The sequence below is a fragment of the Haloparvum alkalitolerans genome (assembly GCF_055381565.1).
Genome location: NZ_AP043938.1, coordinates 1,623,889 through 1,638,437 on the forward strand (window position 1 = coordinate 1,623,889; position 14,549 = coordinate 1,638,437).

The 14,549-nt window shown below is 70.6% G+C and carries 12 protein-coding genes; 8 read left to right on the forward strand and 4 right to left on the reverse strand.

Annotation, left to right across the window (positions count from 1 at the left end; all coding sequences use genetic code 11):
* The first annotated feature begins 97 nt into the window (after window positions 1-97).
* Window positions 98-553 carry a hypothetical protein gene (locus ACZ432_RS10515; protein ID WP_426964466.1) on the forward strand — a complete coding sequence of 152 codons (456 nt, stop codon included), beginning with the start codon at window positions 98-100 and terminating at the stop codon, window positions 551-553.
* 117 nt (window positions 554-670) lie between these two features.
* On the opposite strand, the gene ACZ432_RS10520 is transcribed toward ACZ432_RS10515, so the two are convergent.
* Window positions 671-871, reverse strand: coding sequence for a VNG_1110C family protein (locus ACZ432_RS10520; protein ID WP_426964465.1), 201 nt, complete (start codon window positions 869-871; stop codon window positions 671-673).
* A gap of 169 nt (window positions 872-1,040) precedes the next feature.
* Here ACZ432_RS10520 and ACZ432_RS10525 point away from each other — a divergent pair, with 169 nt between their 5' ends.
* On the forward strand, window positions 1,041-2,150 hold the full coding sequence (locus ACZ432_RS10525; RefSeq protein WP_426964464.1) for an OBG GTPase family GTP-binding protein: 1,110 nt from the start codon (window positions 1,041-1,043) through the stop codon (window positions 2,148-2,150).
* On the forward strand, window positions 2,151-2,648 hold the full coding sequence (locus ACZ432_RS10530; protein WP_426964463.1) for a TIGR04206 family protein: 498 nt from the start codon (window positions 2,151-2,153) through the stop codon (window positions 2,646-2,648).
* A 129-nt stretch (window positions 2,649-2,777) separates the two neighbouring features.
* Here ACZ432_RS10530 and pan1 read toward each other — a convergent pair whose 3' ends face one another.
* Complete coding sequence (pan1, locus tag ACZ432_RS10535) at window positions 2,778-3,995, reverse strand: proteasome-activating nucleotidase Pan1 (protein WP_426964462.1); 1,218 nt, start codon at window positions 3,993-3,995, stop codon at window positions 2,778-2,780.
* A 204-nt stretch (window positions 3,996-4,199) separates the two neighbouring features.
* Here pan1 and ACZ432_RS10540 point away from each other — a divergent pair, with 204 nt between their 5' ends.
* From ACZ432_RS10540 to rad50, 4 genes are all read left to right on the forward strand, one after another.
* On the forward strand, window positions 4,200-4,487 hold the full coding sequence (locus ACZ432_RS10540) for a MarR family transcriptional regulator (protein WP_426964461.1): 288 nt from the start codon (window positions 4,200-4,202) through the stop codon (window positions 4,485-4,487).
* Window positions 4,488-4,601: 114 nt separating this feature from the next.
* Window positions 4,602-4,979, forward strand: a complete 378-nt coding sequence (locus ACZ432_RS10545; protein ID WP_426964460.1) for a hypothetical protein — start codon at window positions 4,602-4,604, stop codon at window positions 4,977-4,979.
* A complete protein-coding gene (gene mre11, locus ACZ432_RS10550) occupies window positions 4,976-6,385 on the forward strand; it encodes a DNA double-strand break repair protein Mre11 (protein WP_426964459.1) in 1,410 nt (469 codons plus the stop codon). Before ACZ432_RS10545 ends, mre11 begins: the two co-directional genes overlap by 4 nt.
* The gene (gene rad50 / locus ACZ432_RS10555; RefSeq protein WP_426964458.1) at window positions 6,382-9,066 is read left to right on the forward strand and encodes a DNA double-strand break repair ATPase Rad50; all 2,685 of its coding nucleotides are present in this window, start codon (window positions 6,382-6,384) and stop codon (window positions 9,064-9,066) included. The genes mre11 and rad50 overlap by 4 nt, the downstream gene beginning before the upstream one ends.
* A gap of 33 nt (window positions 9,067-9,099) precedes the next feature.
* Here rad50 and ACZ432_RS10560 read toward each other — a convergent pair whose 3' ends face one another.
* Window positions 9,100-10,515, reverse strand: a complete 1,416-nt coding sequence (locus tag ACZ432_RS10560; RefSeq protein ID WP_426964536.1) for an MATE family efflux transporter — start codon at window positions 10,513-10,515, stop codon at window positions 9,100-9,102.
* A 169-nt stretch (window positions 10,516-10,684) separates the two neighbouring features.
* Between ACZ432_RS10560 and ACZ432_RS10565 the strand changes: the two genes are divergently transcribed.
* Window positions 10,685-12,136, forward strand: coding sequence for a M20/M25/M40 family metallo-hydrolase (locus ACZ432_RS10565; protein WP_426964457.1), 1,452 nt, complete (start codon window positions 10,685-10,687; stop codon window positions 12,134-12,136).
* 696 nt (window positions 12,137-12,832) lie between these two features.
* Here ACZ432_RS10565 and gatB read toward each other — a convergent pair.
* Complete coding sequence (gatB, locus tag ACZ432_RS10570; protein ID WP_426964456.1) at window positions 12,833-14,320, reverse strand: Asp-tRNA(Asn)/Glu-tRNA(Gln) amidotransferase subunit GatB; 1,488 nt, start codon at window positions 14,318-14,320, stop codon at window positions 12,833-12,835.
* Window positions 14,321-14,549: the final 229 nt, after the last annotated feature.

Below are 14,549 nucleotides of genomic sequence, written 5' to 3' on the forward strand. Positions count from 1 at the left end.
GCTCGTCGGCCACATCCGAGGGGTCCACCGTCGCCGACATACGAAGGCTATTTGTACGCACGCACGGACGCTCTACCAACGAGGAACGGATACAGATATGGTCTCGCTTACGCTCGTGAGTACGGTACTGATGGGGTTGCTCGTCGTCGCCACGTTCGTCGCCGCCGCGCGGATCGGCACCCGACGGAAACACGAGGCGGCCGCGTCGGAGGGCGACCGGTACGACCAGCTCGCGCGCCGGTTCGACGAACTCGCCAAGTCGCCCGCGGTCTGGGCGGTCGTCTTCGTCGCCGGTGCGCTCACGTTCGGCCTCGGGGCGGTCGCCGCGTTCGGCGGCTTCGGTCTCTCGGAGGGGGCGGCCGCGACCGCGTTGACCGTCGTCTACGCCGTGCTCGGCATCTCGCTCTTCGCGTTCGTCTTCCTCGGCGGGTACGCCGGCGCACGCGGCCGCGGGCTCGGCAACGCGCAGGGGGTGGCCGTCGGGGCCATCGCCTTCGGCTTCGCGCTCCTGTTCGTCATCGCGGCGCAGCTCGTCATCGGCAGTCTCGGCTGAGTCGGCGCGTCGCGGTCCGTTCCTTTTCTCATCGGCACACGTCAGCCGCGGCTCCGCGGTCGGGGACACGCGTTCGAAGGAGAGACGGCGGGCGGCCGACGGGCGGTCCGCGACCGGCTACGCCAGCGCGACGCCCTGCCGAGCCAGGTAGTCGTTGACGGCCTTGATCTCGATCGGGCTGCCGATGATCCGACAGTGCGTCTCCGTCTCGAAGACGGTGACGGTGTACTCGGTCTCCAGTCGCTCGCGGACCCCGTCGAGCGCGTGGCGGGGCACCACGATCTGCGTGCTGTCGCGGAGCCGCGCGGGGTCCGGCATTCGTCGTCCGACCAGTTGTGTGGCCGACATATAGGCGTGTCGGAACGAGCGCGCGGGCCATCTCCGCGGTCCTCGGCGTGCAGTCCCGGCGTGGGTCCGACCGTGTTCGCGTCCCCACGTCGACCGCGGAGGGACAGGTTTAACGAGCCGACCGGCCGAGTATGCGGCGATGGGACTGGAGGACGAAATCGAGGACCTCCGCGAGGAGATCGCCAACACGCCCTACAACAAGTCCACCGAGGCGCACATCGGGCGGCTGAAGGCGAAGCTCGCGGAGAAGAAGGAGAAGCTGGAGAACCAGTCCTCCGCAGGCGGCGGTCACGGCTACGCCGTCGAGAAACACGGCGACGCGACCGTCGCGCTCGTCGGCTTCCCGAGCGTCGGCAAGTCGACCCTGATCAACGCGCTGACCAACGCCGACAGCGAGGTCGGCTCCTACGAGTTCACGACGCTCGACGTCAACCCGGGCATGCTGATGTACCGCGGCGCGAACATCCAGATCCTCGACGTGCCGGGCCTGATCGAGGGCGCGGCGGGCGGCCGCGGCGGCGGGAAGGAGGTCCTCTCGGTCGTCCGGACCGCGGACCTCGTGGTGTACGTCCTCTCCGTCTTCGAGATCGAGCAGTACGACCGGCTGAGCGAGGAGCTGTACAACACGAACATCCGGCTCGACACGGAGCCGCCGAACATCAACATCCGGAAGACACACAAGGACGGCATCGGAGTGACGATGAGCGACGAGGTGAGCCTCGAGGAGGACACCGTCAAGCAGGTGCTCCGCGAGTACGGCTACGTCAACGCCAAGGTGACGATCCCCCACGACCTCACCATCGACGAGCTCGTCGACGCCGTGATGGACAACCGCGAGTACCTCCCCTCGATGGTCGCGGTCAACAAGGCGGACCTGATCGACAAGGAGTACCTGCCGACGGTGAAGGAGGAACTCCGCGAGCGCGACCTCGACCCCGACGACGTGGTCTTCATCTCCGCGGAGAAGGAGCGCGGCCTCGACGGGCTGAAGGAGCGGCTCTGGGAGGAGCTCGGGCTGATCCGGATCTACATGGACAAGCCCGGCCGCGGCGTCGACTACGAGGAGCCGCTCGTCCTCTTCGAGGGCGCCACCGTCGGCGACGCCTGCGAGAAGATCGGCGGCGAGTTCGACGAGCGGTTCAAGTTCGCCCGCGTCTCCGGTCCGAGCGCGAAACACGACGACCAGCAGGTCGGCAAGGGGCACGTGCTGGCCGACGAGGACGTGCTCCGGATCGTCGCCCGGAAGTAGATGGGCGACGCCACCTCTGACCCGACCCCGCCCTCCGGTCGCCTCGCGGCCGCGGCGACGCTCGCGCTGCTTTTCGTCCCGGTGACCGCCCTCCGCGCGGGCGCCGGCGACTACACGCTCCTCATGCCGTGGGGCTTTCTGAACACCGCGCCGCTCGCGCCCGACCGATCCATCCACGTCTACACCGTCGCCAGCTACTTCCTCGACGGGCCGCCGGTCGCGGCGCTGCCCCGGTCGATCACCGTCTGGCCGGTCGCGCTCGCGTGTCACCTGTTGGCCGCGGGGAGCGCGGTCGCGGGCGCGCTCTTCGGCCGCGAGGACCGGCGCGTCACCGGCGGCCTGCTCGTGCTCGCCGCGGTCGGGAGCGCGTGGGTCGCGGTCGGCGTCGGCGCACGGGGCGGGAGCCCCCTCGCCGCGCCGCCGCTCGGCGCCGCGGTGACCCTCGGCGTCGCGGCCGCCTTCTACGGCCCCGCGCTTCGCCGGGCGGTCGCGCGCTGACTCGGACGCTCGCACGCCGACCCGTCCGCCGCGCGGAGGGCGCTTCAGACCTCGAGACGCCACGGGATGCGTCGCTCGGCGCGAAGCGCGGGAAGAAAAAACCAACAGGAAGGGGCCGGAGTCGGTCGATTAGGCGAACGCGATCGAGTCGCCCACGTCGCTCTCCTCGACCTGCGAGAGCTTCTCGTAGGCCTCGCGGAAGTCGCCCATCCGGACCTCGGTGCGGTCGTCGCGGATGGCGAACATCCCGGCCTCGGTACAGACGGCCTTCACGTCCGCGCCGGAGGCGTCCTCGGCCATCTCCGCGAGCGCGCCGAAGTCCACGTCGTCGGCGACGTTCATGTCGCGGGTGTGGATCTCGAAGATGATCTTGCGCCCCTCGGCGTCGGGCTTGGGGACCTCGATGAGGCGGTCGAACCGACCGGGCCGGAGGATCGCCTCGTCGAGCATGTCGAAGCGGTTGGTCGCGGCGATGATCCGGATCTCGCCGCGCTCGTCGAAGCCGTCCATCTCCGAGAGCAGCTGCATCATCGTCCGCTGGACCTCCGCGTCGCCGGAGGTCTTCGAGTCCGTCCGCTTCGAGGCGATGGCGTCGATCTCGTCGATGAAGATCACCGCGGGCTCGTTCTCGCGGGCGACCTCGAAGAGGTCGCGGACGAGCTTGGCGCCCTCGCCGATGAACTTGTGGACCAGCTCGGAGCCGGCCATCTTGATGAACGTCGCGTTGGTCTCGTTGGCGACGGCCTTCGCGAGCATCGTCTTGCCGGTGCCCGGCGGACCGTACAGCAGGACGCCGGAGGGCGGCGTGATGCCAACCTCTCCGAACATCTCGGGCTGTTCGAGCGGCATCTCGACGGTCTCGCGGACCTCGTTCATCTGCTCGTCGATGCCGCCGATGTCGGCGTAGGTCACGTCGGGCGAGTGCTCGACCTGCATGACGCGGGCGCGCACGTCCGTCTCCTTCTCGAGCTTCTTCACGACGGACAGCGAGTTGTTGACGGCCACGCGGTCGTCGGGCGCGAGGTCCTCGCGCATCTCGTCGGTGACCTCGGTGAGCGCCTCCTGGTTGTTGCCGTGCTGTTTGATCACGACGCCCTCGCCGTTGAGCTCCTGGACGGTGGCGACGAACAGCGGGGACTGCTTCAGCTTCTTGTTCTCGTGAGTCAGCCGCTCGAGCTTCTGCTGGTACTTGTTGTTCTCGGCGTTCGCGTCGAGGAGCTTGTCGCGCATCTCCTCGTTCTGCGACTCCAGAACCTCGAGCCGCTCCTGCAGCGTCTCGATCTTCTCCTGTTGCGACGCCGATTCGTCCTCGTACGGCATATCGACGTCGTCCACAGTGTCACTCATCTACCCCTGTTAGGCCGGTCACTAATAAGAGACTTCGGGTCGGGGCGGTCCGGCCGCCGCTGTGGGCCGTCTCTGCGGTCGTTCGCGTGGAACAGCCGCCATTCCTCTCCGTTCGCGTCGGCGCCTCCCGTGCCCGAGTAATGCTTGTTGGTAATTAAATTGGATAGCAAATATTATCTATTAGCATCACACACGTGGAGACACATGAGTGCACCAGAGGCCATCCACGCGGACGAGGACGACGCGGTAGACGAGGACGCGGTCGACGGCGACCGGTGGGAGCCGGTCCGGGACCTGCCCCCCAGCGCGAAGCTCGTGGCGAAGGTCCTCGACTACAACGAGACGCTGACGCAGAGCGAACTCGCGGAGGAGACCCTGCTGCCGCCCCGGACGGTCCGCTACGCGCTCTCCCGGCTGGAGGACGAGGAGGTCGTCGACTCCCGATTCTCCTTCGCTGACGCGCGCAAGCGGCTCTACACCCTGTCGCTCTGAGGCCCGGACCCGATCTCGAATCCCCCCGGAACGCCGCTCCGGTCCCTTCTCTCCGGTCCCTTCTCCCCCGACCCCTCCCGACCCCTTTTCACCGATACCGCGCCATCCGCGGCCGTGGCAACCACGCAAGCCGTCAAGCGCGCGCTGGCCGCGCTGGCGAGGAGGACCGACACGGCTCGAAGCCCCTACGCCGCCGTGATCGAGGAGGCGACGGATGCGCGCTCGGACCTCTCCCGAGCCGCCGGGTTCCTCGACGCGGTCGGGCTCGACCGGCTGGAGGCGGCGACGGCGGCGGCCGCGGACGCCGAGGAGGCGGCACTCGCGGACCGCGGCCGCGAGGCGCTCCGCGCGTATCGCGGGCTTCGGGCGGCCGCGGCGGGCACGGCGAGCGACCGGCCGCGGTCCGAGGGGGACCGCGAGGACGCTCCCGACCACTTCCGCCCCGGCGGCGGAACCCCTAAATGCGGAACCGGACAACCTCACGCCGAATGACGCGGGTGATCCACACCGGCGACACCCACATCGGGTACCAGCAGTACCACTCGCCGGTCAGACGGCAGGACTTCCTCGAGGCCTTCGAGCAGGTGGTCGAGGACGCGGTCGCGGACGACGTGGACGCGGTGGTCCACGCTGGCGACCTGTTCCACGACCGGCGGCCGGAGCTGCAGGACCTCCTCGGGACGCTGTCGGTCCTCCGGGAGCTGGACGACGCCGGCATCCCCTTCCTCGCCATCGTCGGCAACCACGAGTCGACGCGCGGCGGGCAGTGGCTCGACCTCTTCGAGCGCCTGGGACTTGCCACGCGGCTCGACGACGCGCCGACGGTCGTGGGCGACACCGCCTTCTACGGGCTCGACCACGTCCCCGTCTCGCGTCGCGACGATCTCGAGTACGAGTTCGAGCCACACGACGCCGACGCCGCCGCGCTGGTCGCGCACGGTCTCTTCGAGCCGTTCGCGCACGCGGACTGGGACACCGAGGAACTCCTCACGGCAAGCACCGTCGACTTCGACGCGCTGCTGCTCGGCGACAACCACAAGGCGGACACCGCGCAGGTGCGCAACGCGTGGGTCACCTACCCCGGCTCGACCGAGCGCGCGAGCGCGAGCGAGGAAGCGGGCCGTGGCTACAACCTCGTCCGCTTCGGGGAGGACGCGGCCGACGGGGACGCCGAAGACGGCGAGTCCGGGGACGACGCCGCCGCGGTCGACATCAGACGACGAGCGCTGGAGACGCGCCCGTTCGCGTTCGTCTCCGTGGACCTCCGCGAGGGCGAGGGGATCGAGCGCGTGCGCGAGCAGGTCCGCCAGCACGACCTCGCGGACGCGGTCGCCATCGTGGAGGTCACCGGCGAGGGGGAGCCGGTCACTCCCGCGGCGGTCGAGGAGTTCGCCACCGACGAGGGCGCGCTGATCGCCCGCGTGACCGACCGCCGCGAGGTGGAGACCGAGACGGAGGTGGACGTGAGCTTCGCGGACCCGGAGGACGCCGTCCGCGAGCGTATCGGCGAGATGGGCCTGTCGACGGCCGCGCTCGACGTGGACGAGACGGTCCGCGCGAGCAAGGTCGCGGACAGCAACGTCCGCGAGGAGGTCAAAACGCGGCTGGAGGACCGCCTCGAGGACGGGGACCTCGGCGCCTTCGAGACCGGAAGCGGCGTGGTCGAGGAACGGACCGGCGACGAGGACGACCCGGAGGACGTCCCCGGAGAGCCGGCGGAAGACGGCGAGGACGCCGCGGAGACCGAGACGGCCACCACCGACGCCGAGGGGACGGAAAACGCGACCACGGCGGACGCCGCCGAGACGGACGAGGGGGCCGCGGACGCCGAACCGGAAGCCGACCCGACCGACGCGCCCGCTGACGACGGACAAGTCTCCATGGAGGATTACCTATGAGGTTCGACCGCATCGTGCTGCGGAACTTCAAGCCCTACGGCGACGCGGACCTCGACCTGGGCGACGGCGTCACCGTGATCCACGGGCTCAACGGCAGCGGCAAGTCCTCGCTGCTCGAGGCGTGCTTCTTCGCGCTGTACGGGTCGAAGGCGCTCGACGGCACGCTGGAGGACGTGATCACCAACGGCGAGGAGGAGACGGAGGTGACGCTCGCGTTCACTCACGACGGCGGAAACTACCGCATCGAGCGCCGCCTGAAGGACTACGGCGACCGCGTCGGTCACGACTGCACGCTGGAGGGGCCCGACGGGCTGACGCGCGACGGCGCCACCGCGGTCCGCGGCTTCGTCACCGAACTGCTGCGGATGGACGCCGAGGCGTTCGTCAACTGCGCGTACGTCCGGCAGGGCGAGGTGAACAAGCTGATCAACGCCACGCCGAGCGAGCGCCAGGACACCATCGACGACCTGCTCCAGCTCGGGACGCTGGAGGAGTACCGCGAGCGCGCGGGCGACGCCCGCCTCGGCGTCGAGGACGTGTTGACCGCCAAGCGGACGCTCCTCGAAGACCTCGACGAACGGATCGACGAGAAGGAGGAGAAGGACCTCCACGGCCGGCTCAACGAGCTGGAGAGCGACCTCGCCGAGCTCGAGGAGCGAGTCGAGAACTACGAGCAGCAGCGCGAGACCGCGGTCGAGACGCGCGAGGAGGCCGCCGCGGTGCTCGACGCCCAAGCGGAGAATCGCGAGGAACTGCGCGAGGTCGAGACGGCCATCGACGACCTGGAGGCGGAGATCCGCGAGGCCGAGAGCGAACGCGAGGGACACAAATCCGAGATCCGCGAGGCTCGCGAGCGGATCGCGGACCTCGAGGCGGCTCTCGACGACCGGCTCGGCGACGCCGGCCTCGACGCGGCGACGGAGGACGCGGTCGCGGACCGCCGCGCGGCGCTCGATACTCGCGAGGAGGAGTTACAGGAGGAGCTGTCGGACGTTCGCGTCGACGCCGAGGCGTTCCGCAATCAGGCGGACAACCTCGCCGACAAGGCGGACGACCTCGCGGCTCGCGCCGAGGAGTTGGACGGGGAGGCCGACGGCCTGACCGAACGCGCCGCGGAGGCCGAATCGGAGGCCGAGGACCGCGCGGACCGACTCGACGACCTCGCCGAGGAGGCGGAGACGCTTCAGGACCGCTTCGCGGACGCCGAGGTCGACCGCGGCGAGGCGACGGCGAAACGCGAGGCGCTGCGCGAGGAGCGCGGCGAGGCCCGCGAGCGCGTCGCCGAGTTGGAGGCGGAGCTGAGCAACGCCCGCGAGCGCGTCGCGGAGGCCGAGGAGCTGCTGGACGCCGGCAAGTGCCCGGAGTGCGGCCAGCCAGTCGAGGACTCGCCGCACGCCCACCGCGTCGAGGAGGACCGCGAGCGCGTCGCCGAGTTGGAGGCGGACCTGAGCGACGCCCGCGAGCGGGTCGCCGCCCTCGACGACCGGATCGACGCGCTCGAGGACCTCGTGGACGCCGAGGAGCGACTCGGCGAGATCGGGAACGCACGGGAGATGCTCGAGGAGCGCGTCGCCGAGAAGCGCGAGGCGGCCGAGAAGCACCGCGAGGAGGCGGCCGAGAAGCGCGAGGAGGCGGCCGAGAAGCGCGAGGAGGCGGCGGACCTCCGCGAGGTCGCCGACGAGAAACGCGAGGCGGCCGCGGAGGCGGCCGAGACGGTCGAGACGCTGGAGGGGGACCTCGCGGACCTCGCGGACGCCCGCGAGGCGGTCGACGCGGTCGCGGAGCGGCTGGACGCGGTCGCGGACGCCGAGGACCGGATCGAGCGCCTGCGGGAGCGGCGGTCCGCGATCGCCGACCTCAACGACGAGCGCCGCGATCGGCTCGCCGAGAAGCGCGAGCGCCGCGACGAGCTCCGCGAGGAGGTCGACGAGGACGCCATCGAGGACGCGAAAGAGCGGAAGACGGAGGCCGAAGACTACATCGAGCGCGTCGACGCGGAGCTCGACCGGCTCGCCGACCGGCGCGACGAGATCCAGAGCGCCATCGGGAGCGTCAGGGGGGAGATCGGCGACCTCGAGGACCTCCGCGAGGACCGCGCGGAGCTCGCGGAGACGGTCGACTCCCTCGAGTCGCTCCACGGCGAGACCGAGGCCCTCGAGTCGATGTACGGCGACCTCCGGGCGGAGCTTCGCCAGCGGAACGTCCGCGAACTGGAGCGCATGCTCAACGAGACGTTCGAGTTGGTGTACGACAACGACGCCTACTCGCACATCGAGCTGGACGGCGAGTACGAGCTGACCGTCTATCAGAAGGACGGGCAGCCGCTCGACCCCGAGCAGCTCTCGGGCGGCGAGCGCGCGCTGTTCAACCTCTCGCTGCGGTGTGCGATCTACCGCCTGCTCGCGGAGGGGATCGAGGGCGCGGCGCCGACCCCGCCGCTCATCCTCGACGAGCCGACCGTCTTCCTCGACTCGGGCCACGTCTCGCGGCTGGTGGATCTGGTCGAGGAGATGCGCGGCTTCGGCGTCCGCCAGATCGTCATCGTGAGCCACGACGAGGACCTCGTGGGCGCGGCCGACGACCTCGTGACGGTCGAGAAGGACCCCCGGACGAACCGGTCGACCGTGGCGCACGCCGACCCCGACGTCGCGAGCGCCGTGCTCCCGGCGGACGACGACTGACGCGCGAACGACCGGGCCCAGCGGGTGACCGTCTCAGTCGTCCGTCGCGGCCGGCGACCCCTCTGCCGCCCCTTCCCCGTCGATAACTCCTTCCTTCCACGTGCCGCGGAGGAACCACGCGACGCCGACCGCGAAGGAGGCGACGGCGGCCGCGGTGTACCCCCACCAGAGCCCCTCGACGCCCCAGTCGAGCCCGGTGTAGGTGACGCCGACGACGGGGACGGTCACGGTGCCGAACGCGAGCGCGACCGCCAGCGGGACGCGGAACGCCCACCGGGAGAGCAGCGAGAGCGCCATCGCGACCCTGGTGTCGCCGGCGCCGCGGAACGCGCCCTGGATCACCATCAGGCCGCCGAAGAACGCCCACGAGAGCGCCACGATCCGGAGGAAGACGACGCCCTCGGCGACGGTCGCGGGGTCGTCGATGAACACGCGCATCGCGCCGGCGGGGAAGAGCCAGACGGCGAGGCTCGCGGCGAGCAGGATGCCCATCGTCGCGAGCGTGGCGACGCGTGCGACCTCGCTCGCGCGGTCGGGCGTGTCCGCGCCGAGGTTCTGTCCGACGCCGGTCGCGGTCGCCTGTCCGACCGCGCCGGAGACGGTCCACGAGACGGACATCAGGCGGACGCCGATGCCGTACGCCGCGGTGGCTGCGGGGCCGAACCGGGCGACCAGCGCCGCCATCGCCACCGCCGCGAACGAGCGCGCCCAGCCGTCCAGCGTCGCCGGGTACCCCACGTCGACGAGCTTCCGGAGGATATCGGGATTCGGACGGAGGTCGCCGGGGTGGAGCTGGATCCCCCAGTCGCCCCGCAGGAGGATCCAGACGCCGACGGCGGCCGCGAACAGCCGCGAGACCAGCGTCGCGAGGGCGGCGCCGCGGGTGCCCATCGGCGGGACCGGTCCCCATCCGAGGATGAAGACGGGGTCGATGACGATGTTGAGCCCGGCGGAGACGGCGACGAGCCACATCGCGGTCTTCGTGTCGCCCGCGCCCTGCAGCGCGGCCCGGAACGCGAAGAACAGGAACGTCAGCGGCAGGGTGAGGAAGATGACCTCGATGTACGCCAGCGACTCGACGAACACCCGCCCCTGTGCGCCGATCAGTCGCAAAAGCGGCTCGCGCGCCGCGAACCCCGCGACGGCCAGCGCGGCGGAGACGACGACCGCGAGCAGGCAGGTCTGTGCGACCACCTCGTCGGCCCGGCGGTCGTTGCCGGCGCCGACGTGCTGGGAGACGAGCGCGATAGTGGCGGCGGTCAGCCCCATCGCGGTGGAGACGAACATCCACGACAGCGGGAACATCAGGGAGACGGCCGCGACGGCCTCCGTGCTCACGCGGCCGACCCAGAACATGTCCGCGAGGTTGTACAGCGTCTGCAGCAGGTTGCCGAGGACGAGCGGCCACGCTAGGTGGAAGAGCTTCGGGGAGATGCGGCCGGTCGTCATGTCGACGCGCGCGTCCTGGTTCGCCACGGGGACTCTCACGCCGCAGGTCGTCACGGGAACCGGTAGTTCTTGCGGAGGCGGCCGGGCTGGCCGGCGCCCGCCCGTCTCCGGTCGCCGGCCCGGGTTCCGCGACCGCAACGGGCAAGCCCCGGCGCGCGAACCAACGACCATGCCGACCGACGACGGACTTCAGAAGGCGGTCTCGGACGCCGTCGACGCCCGCCTCGACGACTACCGCGAGTCGCTGTTCGAGCTGCTGCGCCAGCCGAGCGTCTCGACGACCGGCGAGGGAATGGCGGAGGCCGCCGACCTCGTCGCCGCCACCCTGGCCGACTGCGGCTTCGAGACGGAGCTGATCGACACCGAGCGCTACCCGCTGGCGTACGCCGAGCGCGTCCCCGAGTCGGTTCGACAGGGGGAGACCGACCTCGCGGACGTTCCCACGGTCGTCTTCTACGGCCACTACGACGTGCAGCCGCCGGGCGACGAGGACGAGTGGGACTCCCCCGCCTTCGAGCCGACCGTCCGCGACGGCCGGATATACGCTCGCGGCGTCGGCGACAACAAGGGCCAGTTCCTCGCCCACGCGTTCGCGGTCGACGCGCTCGCGGCCGCGGACGCGCTCCCCGAGGTCGCCGTCAAACTGCTCGTGGAGGGTGGCGAGGAGAGCGGGAGCGCCGGACTGGTCGAGTACCTGGAGAGCGGTGCGCCCGCGATCGCCGACGCCGACCTGCTCTACGTCGCCGACGGCCCCCAGCACGCTGTCGGGCCGACCGGGGAGGCGGACGGGGCGGGAACCGCCGGCTCGCGGGAGGGCAAGCCGACGCTCATCTACGGCAACCGCGGCGTGCTCGCGTTCCAGCTCGACTGTCGGATCGCCAACACCGACCTTCACTCCGGGAACTTCGGCGGGCCGGTCCCGGCCGCGACGAACCGGCTCGTGCAGGCCCTCTCCTCGATGCGCGGCCCGGACGGCGACGCGATCACGGTCGAGGGGTTCCACGACGGCGCGGACGTGACGGCGGCGGACCGCGAACTCGTCGCGGCCATCCCGGACGACTCCGCCGCCATCGCGGCCGACCTGGACGTGCAGCGGTTCGACGGCGACGGCTCCTACTACGAGCGTCTGCTGACCGAGCCGACGATGACGGTCAACGGGCTCTCCGGCGGCTATCAGGGCGAGGGGATGAAGACGGTGCTCCCCGCCACGGCCTCGGCCAAGCTGGACTGCCGGCTCGTCCCCGGGCAGGATCCCCACGCCGTCTTCGACGCCATCGAGGCGCACCTCGCGGAGCGGTTCCCCGAGGTCGAAGCGACCAAGCAGTCCACCTTCCCGCCGATGAAGACCCCGGTGGACACCCCGGCCGCCGAGCCTGTCGCGGCCGCCCTCGGGGGGGTCTACGGCGAGGCGCCGGTCGAGCTTCCGGTCCTCGGCGGCAGCCTGCCCGCCGCGCTGTTCCGCACGGTCGAGGAGCTCGCGGACGTGCCCGTCCTCGTCGTCCCCTACGGCGACCACGACCAGGGGAACCACTCGCCGAACGAGCACATGAGCCTCGACCGCTTCGAGAAGGGGATCCGGACGAGCGCCGCGGTCGTGCGGGAACTGGACGGCGGCTTCTGAGGACCTGCCTTCTGAGCACGCTCTCCCGGCTGTCCCACGCTCGGCGCGCGCCGCGGCGACCGCGAAGCGCGTCGCCGCGACCGCGCGAGGGAGGGCACGGGCCGGCCGCCTGCGGTGCGTTGCTGTTCGCGGCCGGCCCGCGGCCGAGGCTGGGGAGGTGTGAGGCCACGCTCGACTCGACAGCCGCTAGCGAGACTCACCGAGCAACCGGCTGCGGCGACCAACTGACCAGAAAACGCCCTGGCGGACTGAAAGGGCGAGGCCGGTCGCGCCGAAGGGGAGTCGCTGAGCAACCTCTATCGGCGCGGGCGTTGCGGAGAGCGCCGATATGTTGCTCAGCGACCGCGAGCGGCCGAGGGCTTTCTGGGCGTTAGCGGCAAACGCAGCAGAACGCCTCATCAGTCAAAAACCAGCGTATAGCGAGCGGTCGAGGGCTTTCTGGGCGTTAGCGGCAAACGCAGCAGAACGCCTCATCAGTCAAGAACCAGCGTATAGCGAGCGGTCGAGGGCTTTCTGGGCGGTGGTGGCAAGCGTAGCAGAACGCCTCATCAGTCAAGAACCAGCGTATAGCGAGCGGCCGAGGGCTTTCTGGGCGTTAGCAGCAAGCGCAGCAGAACGCTCTCCGAGACAGAAACGGGCACAGACGACCGATTTCGCAACCGCCTCTTCAGCGACGACCGGGTCCTCGAAACTCGCTTACTCCGCCAGCGCCTCGCGCAACAGCCCGTTGACCTCGCCGGGGTCCGCGGAGCCGCCGGTCTTCTGCATCACCTGCCCGACGAGGAAGTTGATCGCGCCCTCGTCGCCCTCGTGGTAGTCCGTGACTGCCTCGGGGTGCTCCTCGATGGCCGCTTCGACCGCGGCCGCGACTTCGCCGGACTCGGCCTTGCCGAGGCCCTCGCGTTCGACGACGGTGTCGGGGTCGTCGCCCTCGTCGAGCATCGCGCGGAGGACGACCTCCTCGGCGTTCTTCGTGGTGAGCTCGCCCTCGTCGACGAGTTCGATCAGGCGCTCGAACTCGTCGAGGCGGTCGTCGACGTCCGTGATCGCCATGTCGCGGTAGTTGAGCTCGCCGAGCAGGTTGTCGGCGACCCACGTCGCCGCGAGGTCGGGGTCGAACGCCTCGGCGACCGCCTCGAAGAAGTCCGCGACCTCCTTCGTGGACGTGAGCTTCGAGGCGGACTCGGCGTCGAGACCGTACTCCTCCACGAAGCGCTCGCGGCGGGCGTCCGGGAGCTCGGGGATGGGGATCGACTCCTTCCAGTCCGAGACCTCGAGCGCGGGCAGGTCCGCCTCGCGGAAGTAGCGGTAGTCCTTCTCGGCCTCCTTCGAGCGCATCGAGACGGTGATGCCGCGCGACTCGTCCCAGTGGCGCGTCTCCTGTGCGACCTCGCGGCCGCGCCGGACCGCGTTCTTCTGGCGCGTGACCTCGTAGGCGAGCGCCTTCTCCGCGCCCTTGTGGCTGGAGATGTTCTTCACCTCGGTGCGGTTCGCCTCCGCGAGGGCCGCCTCGTCGATGGCGCCGTCCGCGGCCACCTCCTCGCCGGGGACCAGCGAGATGTTGGCGTCGACGCGGAGGCTCCCGTCGCGGGTGGCGTCGAAGACGCCGAGGTACTCCAGTACCTCCTCCAGTTTGGCGAGGAACGCGCGCGTCTCCGCGGGCGAGCGGAAGTCCGGCTCCGTGACGATCTCCACGAGCGGCGTCCCCGCGCGGTTGTAGTCGACGAGCGTGTAGTCGGCGGTGTCGATGGAGCCGCCGGCGTGCTGGAGGCTGCCGGGGTCCTCCTCGAGGTGGGCTCGCGTGATGCCGATCTCGCGGCGGTCGCCCTCGACGGAGACCTCGAGGCTCCCGTCCTGGCAGATCGGGGCGTCGTACTGCGTGATCTGGAAGTTCTTCGGCAGGTCGGGGTAGTAGTAGTTCTTCCGGTGGAACGTGGTCGTCTCGGGCACGTCGGCCTCCAGCGCCTTGCCGATCTTCACCGCGGCCTCGACGGCGCCCTCGTTGAGCACCGGGAGCGCGCCCGGCAGGCCCAGACAGACCGGGCAGGTGCGCGTGTTCGGCGCCTCGTCCTCGCTCGGCTCCGTCGAACAGCCACAGAAGATCTTCGTGTCGGTTTCGAGCTGGACGTGGACCTCCAGCCCGATGACGACCGCGAGCTCCTCCTCGGCGGTCTGCGTACTCATTGCGCGACCGTAGCGCGTGCGGTGTGTAAAACGTGTCGGGACGCCGAGCCGACGCGGAACGGTGCACTCCCGTGCCGTACTGGGCGGTGCGGTACCCTGCGGCACTGGGAGATGCCGTGCGGTGCCGTGCGGTCGGCGCGCGCCGCGGCGACCGCTTCGCGTGTCGCTGCGACCGAGGCTGGGGAGGCGTGAGGCTGCGGGGCTGTGCGGTCACGGGGCGGTGGCTGGG